Source organism: Kocuria palustris, assembly GCF_016907795.1.
In the GTDB taxonomy this organism is placed as follows: Bacteria; Actinomycetota; Actinomycetes; order Actinomycetales; family Micrococcaceae; genus Kocuria; species Kocuria palustris.
In genome coordinates, this window is sequence record NZ_JAFBCR010000001.1 from 2,282,882 (window position 1) to 2,302,313 (window position 19,432).

At 68.8% G+C, this 19,432-nt stretch carries 21 protein-coding genes and 1 pseudogene; 7 read left to right on the top strand and 15 right to left on the bottom strand.

The window, feature by feature from the left end; genetic code table 11:
* The first annotated feature begins 3 nt into the window (after positions 1–3).
* Complete coding sequence (locus JOE55_RS10105; protein WP_204782805.1) at positions 4–549, top strand: TetR/AcrR family transcriptional regulator; 546 nt, start codon at positions 4–6, stop codon at positions 547–549.
* Positions 550–558: 9 nt separating this feature from the next.
* On the opposite strand, the gene JOE55_RS10110 is transcribed toward JOE55_RS10105, so the two are convergent.
* Both JOE55_RS10110 and xseA read right to left on the bottom strand, forming a co-directional pair.
* Positions 559–819: an exodeoxyribonuclease VII small subunit gene (locus JOE55_RS10110; protein ID WP_204782806.1), complete on the bottom strand. Its 261-nt coding sequence runs from the start codon at positions 817–819 to the stop codon at positions 559–561.
* 36 nt (positions 820–855) lie between these two features.
* Complete coding sequence (gene xseA / locus JOE55_RS10115) at positions 856–2,142, bottom strand: exodeoxyribonuclease VII large subunit (protein WP_204782807.1); 1,287 nt, start codon at positions 2,140–2,142, stop codon at positions 856–858.
* Positions 2,143–2,224: 82 nt separating this feature from the next.
* Here xseA and JOE55_RS10120 point away from each other — a divergent pair, with 82 nt between their 5' ends.
* From JOE55_RS10120 to JOE55_RS10135, 4 genes are all read left to right on the top strand, one after another.
* Positions 2,225–3,280: a hypothetical protein gene (locus JOE55_RS10120; protein WP_204782808.1), complete on the top strand. Its 1,056-nt coding sequence runs from the start codon at positions 2,225–2,227 to the stop codon at positions 3,278–3,280.
* Positions 3,281–3,359: 79 nt separating this feature from the next.
* Positions 3,360–4,442: a 4-hydroxy-3-methylbut-2-enyl diphosphate reductase gene (locus tag JOE55_RS10125; protein WP_204782809.1), complete on the top strand. Its 1,083-nt coding sequence runs from the start codon at positions 3,360–3,362 to the stop codon at positions 4,440–4,442.
* A gap of 107 nt (positions 4,443–4,549) precedes the next feature.
* Positions 4,550–5,569, top strand: a complete 1,020-nt coding sequence (locus JOE55_RS10130) for a type IV toxin-antitoxin system AbiEi family antitoxin domain-containing protein (protein ID WP_239546602.1) — start codon at positions 4,550–4,552, stop codon at positions 5,567–5,569.
* An 8-nt stretch (positions 5,570–5,577) separates the two neighbouring features.
* Positions 5,578–6,513 (top strand): nucleotidyl transferase AbiEii/AbiGii toxin family protein, encoded by a 936-nt coding sequence (locus JOE55_RS10135; RefSeq protein WP_204782811.1) that lies wholly within the window; start codon positions 5,578–5,580, stop codon positions 6,511–6,513.
* Here JOE55_RS10135 and JOE55_RS10140 read toward each other — a convergent pair.
* From JOE55_RS10140 to JOE55_RS10185, 10 genes are all read right to left on the bottom strand, one after another.
* On the bottom strand, positions 6,499–7,743 hold the full coding sequence (locus JOE55_RS10140) for a DNA recombination protein RmuC (RefSeq protein ID WP_204782812.1): 1,245 nt from the start codon (positions 7,741–7,743) through the stop codon (positions 6,499–6,501). The two genes, JOE55_RS10135 and JOE55_RS10140, sit on opposite strands and share 15 nt — an antisense overlap.
* Positions 7,744–7,829: 86 nt before the next feature.
* Positions 7,830–8,384, bottom strand: a complete 555-nt coding sequence (locus JOE55_RS10145; protein ID WP_204782813.1) for a hypothetical protein — start codon at positions 8,382–8,384, stop codon at positions 7,830–7,832.
* Between the two features lie 200 nt (positions 8,385–8,584).
* Complete coding sequence (locus JOE55_RS10150) at positions 8,585–8,806, bottom strand: hypothetical protein (protein ID WP_204782814.1); 222 nt, start codon at positions 8,804–8,806, stop codon at positions 8,585–8,587.
* A 440-nt stretch (positions 8,807–9,246) separates the two neighbouring features.
* A complete protein-coding gene (locus tag JOE55_RS10155; protein ID WP_204782815.1) occupies positions 9,247–9,861 on the bottom strand; it encodes a response regulator transcription factor in 615 nt (204 codons plus the stop codon).
* Positions 9,858–10,958 (bottom strand): sensor histidine kinase, encoded by a 1,101-nt coding sequence (locus tag JOE55_RS10160; protein ID WP_204782816.1) that lies wholly within the window; start codon positions 10,956–10,958, stop codon positions 9,858–9,860. The genes JOE55_RS10155 and JOE55_RS10160 overlap by 4 nt, the downstream gene beginning before the upstream one ends.
* Entirely contained in the window at positions 10,955–11,788 is an 834-nt protein-coding gene (locus JOE55_RS10165; RefSeq protein WP_204782817.1) for an ABC-2 transporter permease, read from the bottom strand. The genes JOE55_RS10160 and JOE55_RS10165 overlap by 4 nt, the downstream gene beginning before the upstream one ends.
* Before the next feature lie 43 nt (positions 11,789–11,831).
* Positions 11,832–12,794 carry an ABC transporter ATP-binding protein gene (locus JOE55_RS10170; RefSeq protein ID WP_239546604.1) on the bottom strand — a complete coding sequence of 321 codons (963 nt, stop codon included), beginning with the start codon at positions 12,792–12,794 and terminating at the stop codon, positions 11,832–11,834.
* Between the two features lie 99 nt (positions 12,795–12,893).
* Positions 12,894–13,103, bottom strand: coding sequence for a hypothetical protein (locus JOE55_RS10175; RefSeq protein ID WP_204782819.1), 210 nt, complete (start codon positions 13,101–13,103; stop codon positions 12,894–12,896).
* Positions 13,104–13,339: 236 nt separating this feature from the next.
* On the bottom strand, positions 13,340–13,864 hold the full coding sequence (locus tag JOE55_RS10180) for an LppP/LprE family lipoprotein (RefSeq protein ID WP_204782820.1): 525 nt from the start codon (positions 13,862–13,864) through the stop codon (positions 13,340–13,342).
* Positions 13,865–13,961: 97 nt separating this feature from the next.
* Positions 13,962–14,534: an LppP/LprE family lipoprotein gene (locus JOE55_RS10185; protein ID WP_204782821.1), complete on the bottom strand. Its 573-nt coding sequence runs from the start codon at positions 14,532–14,534 to the stop codon at positions 13,962–13,964.
* Positions 14,535–14,685: 151 nt separating this feature from the next.
* On the opposite strand from JOE55_RS10185, the gene ychF reads away from it, so the two are divergent.
* Positions 14,686–15,765 carry a redox-regulated ATPase YchF gene (ychF, locus tag JOE55_RS10190; RefSeq protein WP_204782823.1) on the top strand — a complete coding sequence of 360 codons (1,080 nt, stop codon included), beginning with the start codon at positions 14,686–14,688 and terminating at the stop codon, positions 15,763–15,765.
* 98 nt (positions 15,766–15,863) lie between these two features.
* On the opposite strand, the gene JOE55_RS10195 is transcribed toward ychF, so the two are convergent.
* The 3 genes from JOE55_RS10195 to JOE55_RS10205 all read right to left on the bottom strand — a co-directional run bounded on the left by JOE55_RS10195 (position 15,864) and on the right by JOE55_RS10205 (position 18,144).
* A complete protein-coding gene (locus tag JOE55_RS10195) occupies positions 15,864–16,808 on the bottom strand; it encodes an EamA family transporter (protein WP_204782824.1) in 945 nt (314 codons plus the stop codon).
* Positions 16,805–17,371: a TetR/AcrR family transcriptional regulator gene (locus JOE55_RS10200; protein ID WP_204782825.1), complete on the bottom strand. Its 567-nt coding sequence runs from the start codon at positions 17,369–17,371 to the stop codon at positions 16,805–16,807. Before JOE55_RS10200 ends, JOE55_RS10195 begins: the two co-directional genes overlap by 4 nt.
* 266 nt (positions 17,372–17,637) lie before the next feature.
* The gene (locus tag JOE55_RS10205; RefSeq protein WP_204782826.1) at positions 17,638–18,144 is read right to left on the bottom strand and encodes a GNAT family N-acetyltransferase; all 507 of its coding nucleotides are present in this window, start codon (positions 18,142–18,144) and stop codon (positions 17,638–17,640) included.
* 110 nt (positions 18,145–18,254) lie between these two features.
* On the opposite strand from JOE55_RS10205, the pseudogene JOE55_RS10210 reads away from it, so the two are divergent.
* Positions 18,255–19,421 (top strand): annotated as a pseudogene (locus JOE55_RS10210) (IS3 family transposase).
* Positions 19,422–19,432: the final 11 nt, after the last annotated feature.

A 19,432-nucleotide genomic window follows, 5' to 3' on the forward strand; every position in this document is an offset into this window, starting at 1 on the left:
GGCGTGGCACGCAAGCCCCAGGCCCGGGAGCGGCTCCTCGACGCCTTCGACCGGATCGTCGTGGATGAGGGGGAGCGCTCGGCGACCCTCGAGGCCGTCGCGGCGCGCGCCGGGGTCTCCAAGGGCGGGCTGCTCTACCACTTCTCCACGCGCCAGGACCTGGCAGACGCCTCCGTCGAGCGGATGCAGCGCCTCTCGGAGGATGGGACGCAGGCCATGGAGGCCTCCGCCGAGGGGCCGGCGCGTGCATACCTGCGCTCCTCCCTGTGGGCCGATACGCCGCTGGACCGCTCGATCCTCACGACCTCGCGACTGGTGCAGAGCGGCGATCAGGGTGCGCGGGAGGCCATGCTGAGCCTCGAGGCCCGCTGGTACCGGATGCTCGAGGCCGAGCTGGGTGATCCCGTGGCCGCCCAGGCCGTGCTGCACATGGGCGACGGGTTGTACCAGAACGCCGCGCTCGGGATCCTGGCGGATCGGGCGCAGGACCGAGAGGCGGTCATGGAGCAGCTGCTCGAGGCGCTCGAGCGGCTGCGCCCGAGCGGCTGAGCTGCCGTCTCAATCCTGGTCGTCGACGCTCTCGCGGCGCGCGCGGGCGGCGTCCAGGCGGTCCCGGGCGCCGTCGAGCCACTGCTCGCAGCGATTGGCCAGGGCCTCGCCGCGCTCCCACAGCGCCAGCGACTCCTCCAGCGCGGTGCCGCCGGCCTCGAGCTTGGACACGGTGGCCACGAGCTCCTCGCGGGCCTGCTCGTAGCCCATGGACTCGATGTCGGAGAGGTCCGGGGCGGCACCGGGGGAGGACGGGGTGGTCTCGGTCATGAGTGCGGTCCTTTCGGGGAAAGCGGTGATCGTGGGTCAGTCGTCGCGGAGCTGTCCGGGGCGGCGCTCGGAGAGCTCGAGGGTCCGCACCGACAGCTCGCCTGCGGCCAGGCGCACCGTGAGCTCGTCGTCCACGGCCACCTGATCGGTGCCGCGCACCACGGCGCCGCTGTCATCCTGGACTACGGCGTAGCCGCGGTTGAGGGTCTCCTGCGGCGACAGCGCGCGCACCCGGAGCTTCATCTGCTCGATCGCGGTGCGGTCCCGTTCGATCCGGTGGGCGGTGGTGCGCTGGGAGCGCTCGCGCAGGCGGTCGATGTCCTCCTCGCGCACCAGGATCATGCCTTCCGGCTGGTCCAGGACGGGGCGGGAGCGGATCGACTCCAGGGCTCGCTGCTCCCGGTCGAGGAACTGGGTCACCGCGCGATCCAGCACCGCTCGGGCGCGGGCGACGTTCGCCTTCTCCTCCACGAGGTCCGGGACCACGCGCTTGCCGGCGTCGGTGGGCGTGGAGGCGCGGACGTCGGCCACGTGATCCATCAGCGGCTGGTCGTTCTCGTGCCCGATCGCCGAGATCACGGGGGTGGTGGCATCGGCGACGGCGCGCAGCAGGCGCTCGTCGCTGAACGGCAGCAGGTCCTCGAAGGCGCCGCCGCCGCGGGCGATGATGATGACGTCGACGTCCGGGTGGGCGTCGAGCTCGGCGAGCGCGCCCATGACCTGGCCGGCGGAGGCCGTGCCCTGCACGGCGACGTTGCGGATCTCGAACTGCACCGACGGCCACCGCAGGGACGCGTTGCGCACGACGTCCTTCTCGGCATCCGAGTTGCGCCCGGTGATCAGCCCGACGCGCTGGGGCAGCTGGGGGATCGGGCGCTTGCGCTCGGCGTCGAACAGGCCCTCCTCGGCCAGCGCGCGGCGCAGCTGCTCGATGCGCACCAGCAGGTCGCCCAGCCCCACCGGGCGCACGCCGTGGCCGATCATCGACAGTCGCCCGGTCTTGGTCCAGTAGTCCGGGCGGACCTGCGCGACGACCCGCATGCCCTTCTCAAGCGGGGTCTCCAGCGCCTGCATCTCGCGCGGGAACAGGGTCACGGGGACCGAGATCTCCTGGTCGACGTCGCGCAGGGTCAGGAAGGTGACGCGCGGGCGCTCGTTGATCTCGATGATCTGGCCCTCGACCCAGGTGGGATCGCAGCGGGCGATGTACGCGTGGAGGTTCTCGGCCAGCAGCCGCAGCGGCCACGGGTTCTCCGGCGTGGTCAGCCCCGCGCGCGGGGCGGGGGCCGGTCGCTGATCGCCGGCGGGGGGCTGTTCCGTCATGATCCATGCATACCACCCGAGTCGCACAGGTCACGGGTCCGACGCCGGTGGGTGGACAGCCGGTCCCGGTAGCGTGGTGCGCATGACTGCTCAGCGCTCCGAGACCCCCGCCGGAGGCCTTCCCTGCGACCGGCCTGCGCCCGCGGCGCGACGTCGCGGTCCCGGTGCGCTGGGCGTTCTGCGCACCGTCGTGGCCTCGGTCCTGGCGCTGTGCGCCGGGCTGGCGGCGGTGATGGCCGTGACGACCACCTGGATCGATGACACCGTGATGGATCGCGAGGGCTTCTCGGCGCTGTCGGAGGACCTGCTGGCCGATCAGCAGCTGCGCGGCGAGATCGAGGACATGGCGCTGGACTCCGCCTCCCAGGCCGCCCAGAACGCCGACACCGGGGACATCCCGCTGGGCGGGACGATCACCGGCTGGGTGGACCGCAGGGTGCAGTCGACCATGAGCGACTACTTCGACGGCGACGCCTACCAGCAGGACATGCGCGAGGTCCTCGAAGGCACGTACGACGCCAACGTCGCCGCTGCCGAGAGCCCCGACGGCGCCCCGGAGGACCTGCAGGTCGAGGTCGCGCCGGTCATGGACGGGCTCTCCGAGGCGATCAGCGACCGGCTGCCCTTCGGCCTGGAGGTCGATCTGTCCTCGATGGATCTGGTGGGCATCCAGGACGGCGTGGCCGAGATCCCCGACTCGGCCACCGGCCCCGCGCTGGATCAGCTCTCCGAGGTCTCGGATCAGGCGCCGTACTGGTGGATCGCTGCTGCGGTCGCCGCTGTCCTGGCGCTGCTCATCGCCCGGCATCGCGAGTGGGCGCTGCTGGGGGCAGGCACCGGTCTCATCGGCGGCGTGATCGCAGCCGGGATGGTCCTGCAGGGCTTCGCCGACTCGGTCATGGCCTCCCCGGACCTGGAGGGGGTGGGTCGCACTGTGGTCGATCGGCTGTTCGCGGTGCTCGGCGCCGGCCTGGACCAGCGGCTGAGCCCCTGGCTGTGGACCGGGGCGGCGCTGACCGCAGCAGGGGTGGTCCTGGGCGGGCTGCGCCTGACCTGGCGCCTGGGCGGCGACGACGCCTCCGGCGGTGACTCGACGACCGGGCTGAGCCGAAGCGGTCGGCGGGTCATCGAGGCCTGATGCCGCGTGGCCGCCGGCAGTGATCCGGTGACATGCATGACATGTCTCCGGCACCTGTGGAGCCCGTAGAATGCGGGGCATGTCCGCACCCGTCGCTCTCTCCATGCCCGTCGTCCCCCGCGTGCGCCGCTCTCCTGAGGAGGTCGCGGCGGCAGCGCCCGTCGAAGGGGACAAGAAGGTCCTGCTCGCCTCCCCGCGCGGCTACTGCGCCGGCGTGGACCGGGCCGTGATCGCGGTTGAGAAGGCGCTGGAGCACTACGGCGCGCCGGTGTACGTGCGCAAGGAGATCGTGCACAACAAGCACGTGGTCCAGACCCTCGAGGCGGACGGCGCGGTGTTCGTGGAGGACGTCGACGAGGTCCCGGAGGGCTCGCTGCTCGTGTTCTCCGCCCACGGCGTCTCCCCGGCGGTCGTGAGCTCGGCCGCCGATCGCGGCCTGCAGACCATCGACGCCACCTGCCCACTGGTGACCAAGGTGCACCGCGAGGCCGTGCGCTTCGCCAAGCAGGGCCGTCAGATCCTGCTCATCGGCCACGTGGGCCATGAGGAGGTCGAGGGCACCTACGGCGAGGCCCCGGACCGCACGATCATCGTCAACGGCCCGGAGGATGTGGCGACGCTCGAGGTCGAGGACCCCGACAACCTCGTGTGGCTGTCGCAGACCACGCTGTCCGTGGACGAGACCCTCGAGATCGTCACCGCCCTGCGCGAGCGCTTCCCGAACCTGCAGGATCCGCCCTCCGACGACATCTGCTACGCGACCTCCAACCGCCAGGGCGCGATCAAGGAGATCGCGCCGCAGACGGATCTGGTGATCGTGGTCGGCTCGCCGAACTCGTCGAACTCCGTGCGCCTCAAGGAGGTCGCCGCCGAGTACGGCGCGGCTCGCGCCGAGCGCGTGGACAACGCGAACGAGGTGGACGAGTCCTGGTTCGAGGGCGTGCGCACCGTGGGCGTGACCTCGGGGGCCTCTGTGCCGGAGGTCCTGGTCCGTGACGTCATGGCCCTGCTGGCCGATTACGGCTACGCCGACGTGGAGGAAGTCGTCACGGCCGAGGAGGACATCCTCTTCTCGCTTCCCAAGGAGTTGCGTGCGCGTCTGACGGCAGACGGCGACGCCTCCCGCAGTCTCGGCGGCCGGGGCGCACGCCCGGCCCGCTGATACGCATTCTCCGCAACGACCCCCGGTGCCAGCTGGTATCGGGGGTCGTTCGGTCATGGGCAGATTCATTTCTTGGAAAGTAACGTTCTGAGAGTTAATATCCAAGCATGAAGCAGGGTGAAGCTCTTCTGGCTCTCGACGAGCTCGTGGCTGCCCAGTGGGGGCTCGTGACGTCAGCTCAGGCCCGCGCTGCCGGCGTGCCAGCGATGACCCTGTCCCGCCTGGTCAAAGGCGGGCACCTGGTCCGCGTGGCTCACGGGGTCTACCGGGACGGCGGGGCGTCGGCCCCAGAGCACGAGGAGCTGCGGGCAGCCTGGCTGGCCACCGAGCCTGCCGACCCGGCATGGCGGCGGCTGCAGAACCGCCCCTGGGGTGCTGTGGTCTCCGGTGCCTCAGCTGCGGTCGTGCACGGCATCGCGGACTTCCGGCCGGTGGCCATGGAGCTCACGGTGGCCGGTCGCAAGCAGACGCAGCGTCGAGACCTCCGGTACCGCTGCCGCGAGCTGCCCGCCCAGGACGTGACGCTTCGCGACGGTCTGCCGGTGACAACCCGCGAGCGCACCATCGCGGACCTCGTCGAGGCACGGGAGGACCTGAGCACCGTCGCCGATGCGCTCAGGGACGCTGTGCGCCGATCCGAGCTGGACACGGAGCGGCTGACTCAGCTCCTGGCGCCGCTGGCTGCACGCAACGGTCACGCGGCCGGCGATGGAGAAGGTCTGCTGGATGACCTGCTGAGTCTGGCAGGGCTGGATCTGGAGACGACGGCTGCAGAGATCGCCGCAGTGCCGGCGCTCGGAAACATGGTCATTGCGAATCGAGCGTGGACCGAAGCGACGCGTCGCATGACCGAGATGATGGAAGAGTCCATGGCGCAAGCTTTCCCGGGGCACCAGTACGAGGCGGCAATCAGATCCGCTGTGCGGGCCTCGGCCGAGGCGATGGCCCCGGTGCGAGCAGCTCGTCTCGAGATCCAGCGATCGATGCAGCCTGTGCTGGCACAGCTGCGGGATGTGCAGGCGGCCGGAGCGCTCGCGCGTTCGAAGGCGGTCCAGGAGCTGGTTGGGCAGCCCATTGCGGGCCGATCGCCGGAGGAGCGCGGTCCACAGCCGCCTGAGGACGAATAGCCGAGGTCATGAGTCAAGAGCGCTATTCATCCCCACGGGCCGTCGAGGCGGCCATCAAGAGCGCCGCGCAGAAGGCTCATGCGGAAGACCCGTCGCTGGATGTGGCTGAGCGCATTCGCTTGGAGTACTTCGATCGCTTCCTGAGCAGGATCTTCGCTTCGCCCGACGATGACAGATGGGTCCTCAAAGGAGGTGCGAGTCTGCTCGCCCGGGTCGCATCGGCCAGATCGACAACTGACATCGACCTTCTCCGGCGCGGCGTCACGCTCGATGCGGCCGTGGAAGAGCTGAGGAAACAGGCAGAGACGGAGATCGACGACCTCTTCATGTTCGAATACGTCGGCAGGACCACGGCCCTCGAAGGGACTCAACAGGTCTACACAGAGGGCTGCCGGGTCACCTTCGACGTGTACATCGGCGCCACCGGCAAGGGCTCCATCCATGTCGACCTCGTCGTAGGAGCTGTCATCACGGACGAGACAGAAAGCAGAAGGCCGGCTCATTCACTCGGGATCCAGAGGCTTCCCCACGCGAGCGACTATCGGCTCTATCCGCTGACAGATCAGATCGCGGACAAGGTCTGCGCCACGCTGTCGCTCTATCAGGGGAGGCCTTCGAGCCGTGAGAAGGACCTGGTCGACCTGGTGCTCATCGCCACGACGCAGAGCATCGCCGGAGAGAGGCTGGAGCGCGCACTGACCAGGGAGGCGGCAGTCCGTGGACTCGTTCTCCCGGAGCACTTCACGGTGCCGGGCAGCTGGGGCCCGAGATACGCGAAGCTCGCAAAGAGTGTGCCTGCATGTCGAGATCACACGGACGTCCACGTGGCCCAGGACCTGGTGCGTCAGCTCATCGATCCGGCCGTCGCGCGCCTGACAGCGTCGGCGCGGTGGGACCCAGAGAGTCTCGCGTGGACGGGGACTCAGAGCTCAACGGCCGGATGAGTCATGCGATTCCTGGGTATCTGCCAGCAGCTCCGGGGCGGTGATCGCTCGCGGGGTGGACTCGACCGTGGCCGTCTCCAGGCGGTCGTCGGCCGGTGCCGTGACATCCAGGTCGTTGAGCCGACGAGCCGTGGGCAGCACGCGGGTCTCGAGCGAGCCCACGAGCTTGTTGTAGCTCTCCACGGAACGGCGGATGGACCCGCCCATGGCGCTGAGGTGCCCGCCCACGGTGCCGAGCCGGTCGTAGAGGTCCCGCGACAGCTGCAGCAGCTGCGAGGCGTCCTGGGCCAGCGACTCCTGGCGCCAGGAGAAGGCGACCGCCTTGAGCGAGGCCAGCAGGGACACCGGCGACACCAGGGCCACGCTGCGCGCCGCAGCATGATCCAGCAGCGAGGGATCCGCCTCCAGCGCGGCCGACAGCGCCGACTCCACGGGCACGAAGCACAGCACGAGCTCGGGGGAGCCGACGGTCGAGGTCCAGTACTTCTTGGAGCCCAGGGCGTCCACGTGCGCTCGCAGGGCATCGGCATGGCCCTTGAGCAGCTTGGTCCGGGCGGCGAGGGTCTGCTCCGAGCCGTCGTGGCCGAGGTCCTGGGCGCGCAGGTACGAGGTCATGGGGGCCTTGGCATCCACGATCAGCCGCTGCCCCCCGGGCAGCTTCACGACCATGTCCGGACGGTGCGCGCCGTCCTCGGTCTGCACGTGGACCTGCTCCTGGAAGTCGACGTGGCGCAGCATCCCCGCGGCCTCCACCACGCGGCGCAGCTGGACCTCGCCCCAGGTGCCGCGGGCGGAGTTGGAGCGCAGGGATCCGGCCAGTGTTCCCGTGACGCGCTGCAGCTCGGCGTCCGCTTCCCGCGCCTGTTCGAGCGCCCGGGAAACCTCCCCGAACTGCTGCGAGCGATCCTTCTCCAGCCGGGTCACGTGCTCCTGGACCCCGCGCAGCCGATCGGCCAGCGGCGCCAGTGCGGTGAGGACGTCCTGGTCCTGGGCGGAGCGCTCCTCCAGCGCCGCCACGCGCTCCGTCTGCAGCCGGGAGCTCTCCTGGGCCGCAGCAAGGCGGCGCTGCAGCTCGGCGTTGTCCTGCCGCATGCTCTCGAGCTCCCGGGCGTCCGCTCCACCGGCCGCACGACGGGAGGCCAGCAGCCAGCCCACGGCCAGCCCGGCCACCGCACCCGCGACGAAGAGCAGCAGGGGGAGGACGATGCCGAGCGAGGAGGTCTGTTCCATGCGACTCAGATTCTCAACCCTCTCCGACAGCACAGCGCGGCCCCGTCCTCAGACGGAGCCGCGCTGCGACGAGAGCCCTCAGTCGGTCAGAGGCTCCACTCCCAGCCGCCACCTGCGCCTGCAGGTTCGAAGATCAGAGTGCCCGAGTTCTCCGGGATGTCGAGGATGAGTGAACCAGCGACATTCTCCTTCGGCCCGATATCGGAGGGGATGGCTTCGGCTCCCTCGAGGCAGCCGAAGGTGGGGCCGGTGGCGATCTCATTTGCCGTGTGACCGGAAGAATCAACGAACTTCCACTGGAAGGGGGTGAAGGAGAACGAGTCAATGTAGAAGGCTTCCTCCAGGGCCTCAGTGGAACCAGTGGTTGCCTCGATGTCGACCTTCACGAACGAACCGTTCTCCGGGCCCTCTGCATACGCGTTAGTGCACTGGAAGTCAGTCTGGATGTCGGTCACCGTGAAGTCGACGACCGGGTCACCCGACGGGGTGGTGAGGCCGGCTTCGTCGCCGACCTCCTTGGAGATGTTGCCGCGGTCAGTGCGCTCCGGATCGTCCGATGACGATGCGGAGTCCTCCTCGGCTTCGGACGACGATTCCGTGGAGGACTGGTCCTCGGCTGGAACCGTCTGCGTGACCGTCACGGTCTCGGGAGCCGCCTGCTCGGCGGAGTCGTCGGATGCCTCAGGGGTGCAGGCGGCCAGGGCCAGGGCCAGGGCCAGAGCGAGCGTGCCGAGGGCAAGGGCAGGGGAGCGACGGGACAAGAAGTGCCTCCAGATCTGGGGAATCAGCCGATTCTCAGGCTGCTCCCTAGATCTTAGAAGTCGCTGTGTGAATACGCATCTTATTGAGGAGGTGCGCAGACGGCCTTCTTGGCCAGCGAGGGGCCCATCACCCGCGCATCACCGTGGGCAGTGCGCACCGCGGTAGCCGCCTGCTCCTCGGCGGAGCCGCCGCTCGCCGTGATGTCGAGCCTGACGAAGTAGGTCTCCTCCGAGTCGGCAGTGTCTGCCGAGCCGGCCGCGCGGACGGCGGTGCATGTGTAGTCGGGCTCGAGGCCCGTCACGGTGAAGGTCAGCGCATCCTGACCGGAGGGGGCGATCAGGCGCGCCTCCTCGCCGACCTGCTTGGGGATGTTGCCCCGCGAGGTGAGATTCTCGGTCTCCTCCTGCTGCGGGGCCTCCGGGCTCGCGGAGGATCATCTGAGGAGGTGTCCTCCGTCGGCTCCGCAGATTCCTCGGCGGGCGCCGCCCGCGTGACGGTCTCGGTTTCCGTCTCCGTGGCTGTCTCGGTCACGGTCTCGGGGGCGGGCTGCTCGGTCTTGTCATCGGAGCCGCAGGCGGACAGTGTCAGCGCCAGGGCGAGTGCAGTGAGGGGCAGGGCGGGGGAGCGGCGTGTCTAGGGAGCCTCCAGATCGAGGTGCTCAGCCTGCTGATGAGCTGCTGACTGGATCATAGGAGGCGGTCGTGGGCTGGCGCACTTATGACGATGCGGGGAGGGGGCCTTCTAGAGCCACCCGTTGTCCTGCGCCGCCCGTGCTGCCGCGGCGCGATTGGCCGTATGCGTCTTGCCGATCGCCGAGGACAGGTGGTTGCGCACCGTGCCCTGGGACAGGTGAAGGCGGGCGGCCATCTCCTTCACGGAGGCGCCGTCAAGGGCGATGCGCAGGACGTCGCGTTCGCGCTCGGTCAGAGGGCTGCCGCCGGTGATCAGCGATTCCTCGGCCAGGGAGGGGTCGATCACGCGCCCGCCGCCGTGGACGGTGCGCACCGCGGCGGCAAGCTGCTCGGCGGGTGTGTCCTTGACGACAAATCCGCTCGCCCCGGCCTCCAGCGCCCGGCGCAGGTACCCGGGGCGCCCGAACGTGGTGACGATGAGGCTGCGGCACCCGATCCCCGCGTCCCGCAGGGCGGCGGCGGTCTCGATGCCGTCGAGCCCGGGCATCTCGATGTCCAGCAGCGCCACGTCGGCCCGGTGCTCGCGCGCCAGGTCCACGACCTCCGTTCCCGAGCCAGTCTGGGCCACGATCTCCAGGTCCCCCTCGAGCGCCAGCAGCGCGGCCAGGGCGCCGCGGACCAGCGCCTGGTCATCGGCCAGCAGCAGGCGGATCTTCTCGGTCATGGCAGCCGCACTTCCAGTCGGGTTCCGGGTCGATCGGGGGAGGCGTCGGCGGCGCTGAGGATCAGCTCGCCGCCTGCCTGGCGCACGCGCTCGCGCATGCCGCGCAGGCCGTTGCCCGTGCCCGCGCCCGGATCGGTTCCGACGCCGTCGTCCTCCACGACCAGTCTGCCGGGTCCGGCCTCCACCGTGCAGACGGTGGCCTGGGCATGGCGGATCACATTGGTCACGGCCTCGCGCAGGCACCAGGCCAGCAGGGTCTGCTGCCCGGCCGGCAGACCAGCAGGGCCGGGCAGCCGTGCCTCGATCTTGGCCGCGTCCAGGGCCGTGCGAGCCGTGCGCAGCTGCGCCGCCCACTCGGGGCTGTGAAGCCCGCCGACGGCCTGCCGCACCTCACCGGCGGCCTCGCGGGACAGGGCGAGCACCTCGTCGAGCTCGGCGATCGCGCGCTGCGGGTCGCGCTCCACCATCCGGCGAGCGAGCTCGGTCTTGACCGTGATGACGGTCAGCGAGTGCCCCAGCAGGTCGTGGACGTCGCGTCCCAGCGATTCCCGCTGCTGTGCCAGGCGCAGCTGCTCGGCCAGGTCGCGTGTGCGCTCCTCGCGGTCGATCACGGAGGCCAGCACGGCCATCAGCACCGAGGACGTGGCGATGACCGGGACGGCCCAGAACAGGTGCTGAGGCCACACCCAGATCAGCAGGGCCGCCGTCAGCGCGTCGAGCACCAGGATCCACATCACGCGGGCGCGCACCGAGGGGAGGCGGAATGCGAGCAGCGCCACCAGGAAGGGGAAGCACCCCAGCACCGACCCGCCCAGCAAGGGGGTCAGCAGGGCGAGGCACAGAGTCAGACCGAACAGCCACATGAGGGTGGCCGGGATGCGCGGCAGGCGGCTCAGGGCGCCCGGCTCCCACCAGGACAGGACGTAGACGACGGCGAAGAGCAGCAGGAGCCCGACGCCGACGGCCATGGCCGCCGGGCCGTGTGCGCTGCGCAGCAGACCGACCACGGGGAAGGCCAGGAAAATCAGCCAGATGGAGGCGTAGAGGGTCGATCCGATGCGCTCGTCGCGCGTGGTCTCGACGGGGGAGATGGTCATGCCCGTGCCGTCGAGCGTCGGGCCGCCAGCAGGGTGGTGACGGCGAAGATCGCGGTCCAGGCGAGCACATTGACCAGAAGCCCCAGCAGGCTGTCCTCCTGTGCAGCGTTCATCCCGGTGGTCATCCCCTCCATCTGCGGCCACGACGCCAGTCCCTTCAGCCCGTACATGGGAGTGAACTTGGCGATCTCCAGCAGCGTGCCCGACAGCGGCATGAACAGATTGCCGAAGAACGCGAGCACCACGAGCATGCCCGAGGCGGCCCCGACGGCGGACTCCGAGCGGAAGAGCAGCCCGAAGGTCAGCCCGTAGAGCGCGAACATGGCCGAGGCCGCCACGGTGATCAGCCCGGTGGAGAACCAGATGCCGATCGGGCCGATGTCGGCGCCCGTCAGGGCAGCCACGATGAAGACGACGATCACCGGAAGCGCTGCGATGGCCAGCGCCACCAGGACCTTGGCGGCGGCGTACTCCGCCTGGCGCATGGGGGTCAGCCCGAGCAGCCGGCCCCATCCCTTGGAGCGCTCGACGGCTGCGGTGCCGGCGATGCTGGTCGTGGCCACCGTGGCGCCGTAGACGGCCATGGAGACGGCGATCGTCCCTGCGACATTGCCTGAGCCGGCGGGGAAGTCGCCGAACTCCGTGAGGGCCCCGAACATCAGGTACAGCGCCGACGGCAGCACGATGACGAAGAACAGGCTCTCGACCATGCGCAGATTCCGTCGCAGGTCGTAGGCGGCGTAGCGCAGGACGGCCAGGACGGGGCTGCGTCGAGCTGTGGAGACAGGCGAGGGCGCTGCCTGCGTGCCGTGTGCGGTGGAGGTGGTCATGACGAGGGCTCCTTCATGCGGGTGGACGGCTGTCCGGGGACGCTCAGGCGTCGTCGTCGGCGGTTGTCGAGGTCAGTCCCACGAAGGCCTCCTCGAGGCCGGCCTGGACGATCAGCAGGTCGCTGGCCCGGGTCGTGGTCAGCAGCGTGCGGGCGATCATGTCGGTATCGGCGCCGCTGAAGACGGTGCGCTCCGGGGTCTGCTCGATCTGCACGCCCTCCGGAAGACGGCTCAGCACGGAGGCGGGGTCGCCGTCGGCGGGGTCCCAGCGGCAGGTGACGCGCCGCAGCCCGCCCAGGGCGCGGATCTGCTCGGTCGTGCCGTCGGCGATGATGCGCCCGGCGCTCACCACGACGATGCGGTCGGCGAACTGCTCCGCCTCCTCGAGGTAGTGGGTGGCGAAGATGATCGTGCGCCCCCGCTGGGCCTCCTGGTGCATGGAGGCCCAGAACTCGCGTCGCACGGTCACGTCCATGCCGGCGGTGGGCTCGTCGAGCACGAGCAGCTCGGGTTCGCACAGCAGGGCCAGGGCGAAGCGCAGACGCTGCTGCTCGCCTCCCGAGCACTTGGAGACCTTCCTGCGGGCGATGCCGGAGGCCCCGGCGCGCTCCAGGGCCTCGTCGATGGGAAGGTGGCGGGGATGCTGCGTGGCGACCATGGCCACGGTCTCGCGCACGGTCAGGTCATCCAGCAGGGCTCCGCTCTGCAGCACCGCCGACACCCGTCCCTGGTTGACGGCCTGGCGCGGGGGAAGCCCCAGGACGCGGCAGGTTCCGGACGTGGGGTCGGTGAAGCCCAGCACCATGTCCAGCGCTGTGGTCTTGCCGGCGCCGTTGGGGCCCAGCAGGGCGACGATCTCGCCTTGGGCGATCGTGAGATCCAGCCCGTCGACGGCCGCGACCCGGCCGGAGCGTGTGCGGAAGCTCTTATGCAGGTCGGTCAGCTCGACAGCCGGAGGAGCGACGGGCTCCGCGCGGGGGTCTGGGGCATCGGGTGCTGTTCGCATGCCTCCATGGTCCACCGCGCGGGGCGCTGTCCGCCGTCATGAGGTGTCACGACCTGACCATGACAGATGACCCATATGTGCGGGACGAGCCCGACGGGATCAGTAGATGCCGTCGGGACTGACGCCTCGAAGATCCTTGACCGCGGAGGAGTCGAGGGGGAGGCTTCCGGGCTCGACGATGCGTCCGCCGGCGATGCTGCGGATCACCACCGTGTTCGTCATCCGGCCGGCCCCGCTGGTGCTCGAGGCACCGTCGCGGAACGTGAACAGGATCTGCGGATTCCTGCTGGAGCGCGATTCGCTCGTCACGCGGGTCCCTGCCGGGATCATCCACTGCAGACGCGTCGTGCGGGTGGGGGGATCATATGCGGAGTGGAGGACGCGGTGACGCGAGATGGTTGACGGGGTGGGTGCTCCGAGAGCTGGCATGGAGTCCATTCGCGCTGAACTGCGCCCGGGTGTCGTCAAAGTCACGGGGTCCCGCACTCATGCGAGTGCGGGACCCCGTGGCCTTGGAGCCGAGATCTGAGATCTGTCGACGCAGGTCAGGCGGTCGGCGGGAACTCGCCCTCGTGGTCGACGGAGTCGGTCGCGTCGTTCCAGGTGAAGGTCGACTCGGCGCGGCCCTGGGGTGCTGCGTTGGGTTCGTCACCCTCCAGATACCGGTAGGTGATGGAGATCGCGCCGTCGTCGATCCGCTCGATCTGCGGGACGAAGGCCTGCGGCTCGGCCGTGGCCGTGCCCTTGTAGATGCCGTGGTGGAACAGCATCACGCTGTTGGCCGAGGAGGCGGTGCCGCCGTGCGGGACGACGATCCACGACAGGTCGGCGCAGCGGTCGTAGCCGGAGGTGTCGGCATGGTCGAGCATCTCCGTGCTGTCGTCGGCGCTGAGGACGAGGGCGCCCCAGACGGAGACGGCCTCCTCTCCGGTGAGGTCGGAGCAGGACTGTGAGGGCTGGTTCTGAGGTGGGGCGACGTCGGCGGCATGGGCTGCGGTGCCGGTGCCGAGCAGCAGAGCGGAGGCCGCTGCGCCGGCGATGACGGAGTCTCGGAGCTGGGTGCGGTTCATGAGTCTCACCTCGTGAGGGTCGATCGTGCTGAAGCGTCTGGGTTCCGTTGCTCAGAAAGGCCGCCGCCCGCCCAGGGAGCGGGCGGCGGAGAGGGGATCAGAAGGTGTCCGGGAACTCGCCCGAGTGCTCGACGGAATCGGACGCCTCGTCCCAGGTGAAGGTGGACTCCGTGGTGCCCTCGGGGCCGACGGCGTTGTCGCGGTGGCCGTAGGGGTACTCGACGTCCAGCGTGTCCTCGTCCACCCGCTCGATCTCCGGGGTCCACTCGTAGGCCTCGGCGGTGTCCGTGCCCAGGTACTCGCCGTCGTGGAAGAGCATCACGATGGAGTAGCCCGGGCTGCCGGCCGGCAGGCCCTCGTCGGTGGCGTAGCTGACGGTGATGGCCGAAAGGCCGTCGCAGGGGGTGTAGTGCTCGGTGTCGGCCATGCCGCTGTCGGCGGTCCAGGTGTAGTGGCCGTCGTCGGCGTCCGGCAGGTCATCGGCCTTCTTCTCGAAGGCCTCCTGGCCGGTCAGTCCGTCGCACTTCTCGGCGGCGTCAGCCTGGTCGGCCTCGTACGGGTCGGTGGTGGGGCCCGCAGATGCGGCCTGTGCCGCGACGCCCGAGCCCAGGAAGAGCAGGGAGGCCGCTGCGGTGGCGATGGTGGTGCTGCGGATCTGCTTGCTGTTCATCGTGCTCACCTCTTCGGTGTGTCCTGCATCGCGATTTGCGATGGCACCTACGTTGGTAGTCGTGATTCGCGATCGCAAGGGGTTGTGATCGGACTGTGATGTTCGGCCGCTGGGCGGACCGCCGAGCCTGTCGCCGGTAGGGTGTCCTCCCGTGGCTCTTACTATCGGAATCGTCGGTCTCCCCAACGTCGGCAAGTCGACCCTGTTCAATGCGCTGACCCGCAACACCGTGCTCGCGGCGAACTACCCGTTCGCCACGATCGAGCCGAACGTGGGCGTGGTCAGCCTTCCGGACGAGCGACTGGGTGCGCTCGCGGGCATCTTCGGGTCGCAGAAGATCCTCCCGGCCACGGTGTCGTTCGTGGACATCGCGGGCATCGTGAAGGGCGCCTCCGAGGGGGAGGGGCTGGGCAATCAGTTCCTGGCCAACATCCGCGAGGCGCACGCCATCGCCCAGGTGGTCCGCGCCTTCGACGACCCCGACGTGGTCCACGTGGACGGGAAGATCGATCCCGCCTCCGACATGGAGACCATCAACACCGAGCTGGTGCTCGCCGACCTGCAGACCCTCGAGAACGCGATCCCGCGCCTGGAGAAGCAGGTCAAGATCAAGAAGGCGGACCCCGCCAAGCTCTCGGCCTATCAGGCGGCCTACGAGGTGCTCTCCGAGGGGCACACGATCTACTCCCGCAAGGACTCGCTGGAGCTCGATCAGATCCGTGACCTCACGCTGCTGTCGGCCAAGCCGTTCATCTTCGTCTTCAACTGCGACGAGGGCGTGCTCGGCTCGGCCGAGCGCCAGGCCGAGCTCGCCGAGCTCGTGGCCCCGGCCGAGGCCGTGTTCCTGGATGCCAAGCTCGAGTCCGAGCTCGTGGAGCTCTCCGACGAGGAGGCCGCCGAGATGCTCGAGATGTCCGGGCAGGACGAGGCCGGCCTGGACAAGCTGGCGCGTGTGGGCTTCGAGACCCTCGGGCTGCAGACCTACCTCACCGCCGGCCCCAAGGAGGCCCGTGCCTGGACGATCAACAAGGGCGATACGGCTCCCCAGGCGGCCGGCGTCATCCATACGGACTTCGAGCGTGGGTTCATCAAGGCCGAGATCGTGTCCTTCGACGACCTCGTGGCCGCAGGCTCCATGGCCGATGCCAAGGCCGCCGGCAAGGTGCGCATGGAGGGCAAGGACTACGTCATGCAGGACGGGGACGTGGTGGAATTTCGTTTCGCCATCTAACCTCTCCACGGACCTTATTGGGCCGTGCCCAGTGATTTCATCCCGGTACTGGGGCGCATCTCCAGGTCTTGCCCGATGTCTATCTCAGGCTGACTGATTCAAGCTTCCTGACGTATCGGGAGCTCGCGCGAACGCGACGGTTCGGCGGCACACGCCTGTGTCGCAGGTGCGAGCGAGAGGACCAGGAGTGAGGCGCAGATGCCCGCGAGTCCAGCCCATCCGATGGCGGGGAGGCGCTCAGCGACGATGACCACGGCCAGGAGCGCGGCGATCGCGGGTTCAGCGAGCGTGAGCGTTGTCGCGGCGCTTGGAGTGACGCGCGTGAGGCCGTACCCGAAGAGCAGATAGCCCAGGAACATCGGGACCAGTGCCATGTAGATTCCGACCATCATGGGTTGGGCGGAAGCGATGAGCGGTGCGCCGGTCAGCAGGAGTACGGGCATGAGGGCGATGCCGCCCAGGCCGAAGACAGCGCCCATCGCGGCGGCGCGCCCGACACCGCGGTCCATGAGGCGGTGAGCGCTCCAGGAGTACATGGCGTAGGTCACGCCTGCCACCAGGCCGAGGATGACGCCGGCGACCGTGGGGAGCGTCTCGCTCGGCGCGTCGTGCATCTTCGCTGCGCACAGCACTGCGCTGCCAGCGATGCCGAGCGCTGCGGCGAGCACCCACCAGCCGCTGAGTCTGCGTCGCTCGATCGCCCGCTCCAAGAGGCCCGAGGCGATCGGGGCAGAGCCGAGGGACACGACCGTGCCGACCGCGACACCGGCCAGATGCATCGAGCTGTAGAAGGCCAGCGGGTAGATCAGCACGGCTCCGGCTCCGGCGAGCACTGTCCCACGTTGCAAAGACAGTGCGGGCCGTTCCCGGCGGAGCGAGGGTGCGGCGATGGCTGCCTGGAGGATGCCGCCGATGCCGAGTGCTGCCGCGCCCATGGCCAGCGGCCCGACTGTCGGTGCGAACGTCGCGGCAGTCCCCGTGGTGCCCCACAGGAAGGCGGCGGCGAGGACCGCGATGACGCCGGTGGGGAAGCCTCGCTTCACAGCGCGGCCAGCATCCGCGATGCGATGGCGCGGGCGTGCTCCAGGCGCGCAGGGGTGCCCTCGAGGCCGGACCGTGCGACGGCTCCTTCGAGAAGGAAGCTGAAGTGCTCGGCCAGCTCCAGTGCCTCGGCTTCGGTGGTGATGGATTCCAGGTTCTCGGCGAGAATCTTCTCCACCTGCTCCTTGTGCGCGCGTACTGACGAGCGGGCGGGGTGGCCGGCCGGAAACTCGGCGGCCGCGTTGAGCAGCCCGCAACCTCGAAAGCCTTGGCCGTGGGCGTCGTCCGCGTGGTCGATGTAGGCGTCGAAGACCGCCACGACCCGGTCCGCGGCTGTCGAAGCCTTCGCAGAGCGTTTCCGATGGAGGTCGAGCCACTCCTCATGGCGGGCGTCGATGTAGGCGCGAACGAGCTCCTCCTTGGACGAGAAGTTGTTGTAGAGGCTCTTCTTCGCGACACCGGCCTCAGACGTGATCGTGTCGATCCCTGTTGCGTGCACGCCGTCCTCGTAGAAGCGTCTCGCCGCAGCGTCGAGCAGCCGCTCCCGCGCTGTTCCTTGACTCATCTCGCACCTCTCGGCTGGTAAGTAGACCAGTCTACCTACCAGCCGAGAGGTGCTTCAACATCTGTGCTCCTAGAAGCTGATGAGTGCTGCCGGGGGGGGGCTGCGTCGAAATGGCCTGACGGGGTCCACGAGGCGTGCACTGGCGCAGGTTGTTTCGTGACTGAACTCGGTGGAGTTCCGGTTTAACGTCTAGTCGCGTTCCGCTTTAACCTCTTGGGCGAAGCGCCGGATCCCTTGAGGGGTGCAGCGCTTTTGCTCTTCGCTCGCTACGACTCGAACGTCATCCCGAGGACCGTTCGCACAGGGATGTTTCCGCCTTGATCGACGTCACGTCGATGCATGCCGAGTTTCCGGGCGACTCGTTCCGATGCCTCATTCATGGGGTGGATGATTGCAACCAGCTCGGGGCAGCCGACAACGTCACGTGCATAGTCGCGACACGCCATGGCGGCTTCGGTGGCGTAACCGCTGCCCTGCTTCGCAGCGACGACGTGATAGCCGACCTCGAGTTTGGGTGCGCCATTCACGTCCTGCCAGGTGAGGCCGCAGTCGCCGACGAACTCCCCGTCACTCGTTTCGACGATCCACAGGCCGTAGCCGTGTTTCGCGTAGTTCTCTTCGTTCCAGGTGATCCATCGGGCTGCCTGTTCACGAGTTTTCGGCGCGGGGTAGAAGCGCATGACTTCGGGATCGCCAAGCATGTCGGCCATCGGATCGATGTCAGTGGGCTGCATGCGACGGAAGCGGAGGCGCTGAGTGTTCGGCGGAGTCATTGGTTGACTGTAGTTGCAGCGGCTCCAACCCGAGGGCGACCGGGACTGCCGCACGGAGAGGTGACATCTGATCTGGCTTGCCCGTTGGGCGGCCTGGAAGGATGTGCATCATGCCCGCTCCCTACGCCCAGGAGTTCCGTGAAGACGTCGTGCGAGTGGCCCGGTCCCGTGAGGACGGCATCACGATCGCGCAGATCGCGAAGGACTTCGGAGTCCACGAGATGACGCTGCACAAATGGATCCGCCAAGCCGATATCGACGACGGCAACCGCCCCGGCAGGACACGGGAGGAATCGACCGAGCTGCGTGAGGCCCGCAAGCAGATCCGGCTGCTCCAGCAGGAGAACGAGGTCCTCCGCCGCGCCACCGCCTACCTTTCTTAGGCGAACCTGCCGGGAAAAGGTTCTACCCGCTCGTGAGTGAGCTCGCCGCTGACGGCATCCCCGTCGCGGTGTCCCTGCGGGTCCTGAAGCTCTCCCGCCAGCCCTATCTACCGCTGGCGCCACCAGCAGGTCACCCAGGCTGAGCTGACTGAGGCCTACCGCGCCAACGCGTTACTGGACGCCCACGTCGATGACCCCGAGTATGGCTACCGGTTCCTGGCCGGCGAAGCCGCCGAGGCCGGCGAAGTGATGTGCCAGCGGACGGCATGGAGCATCTGCCGGGACAACCAGTGGTGGTCCGTGTTCGGGAAGAATCGCGGCAAGAACGGAAAGCGTCCCGGGCCGCCGGTCCACGACGATCTCGTGAAGCGGGACTTCTCCGCCGATGACGTCAACGAACTGTGGCTGACCGACATCACAGAGCACTGGACTGATGAGGGAAAGCTCTACCTCTGTGCCATCAAGGACGTGTTCTCAGCCCGGATCGTCGGCTACTCGATCAGCGACCGTATGAAGGCACGGCTGGCGGTGAACGCTTTGGACAACGCCGCTTCCCGCCGCGGTGGCGTCGCTGGCTGCATCGTGCATTCGGGCCGAGGATCCCAGTTCCGGTCACGCAAATTCGTGCAGACGTTGAACCGTCATCACCTCATCGGGTCGATGGGGAAAGTCGGTGCCGCTGGGGACAACGCCGCGATGGAGTCCTTCTTCGCCCTGCTGCAGAAGAACGTCCTGGACCGGAAGCGGTGGCGGACCCGCGACGAGCTCCGGATCGCGATCGTTACCTGGATCGAACGCAAGTATCACCGCCGCCGTCGACAGGCCCGTCTGGGTCGATTGACCCCCATCGAATACGAGACCATCATGAACCCCGCCGTGAGCCTCGCGGCCTGACACCCCAACTG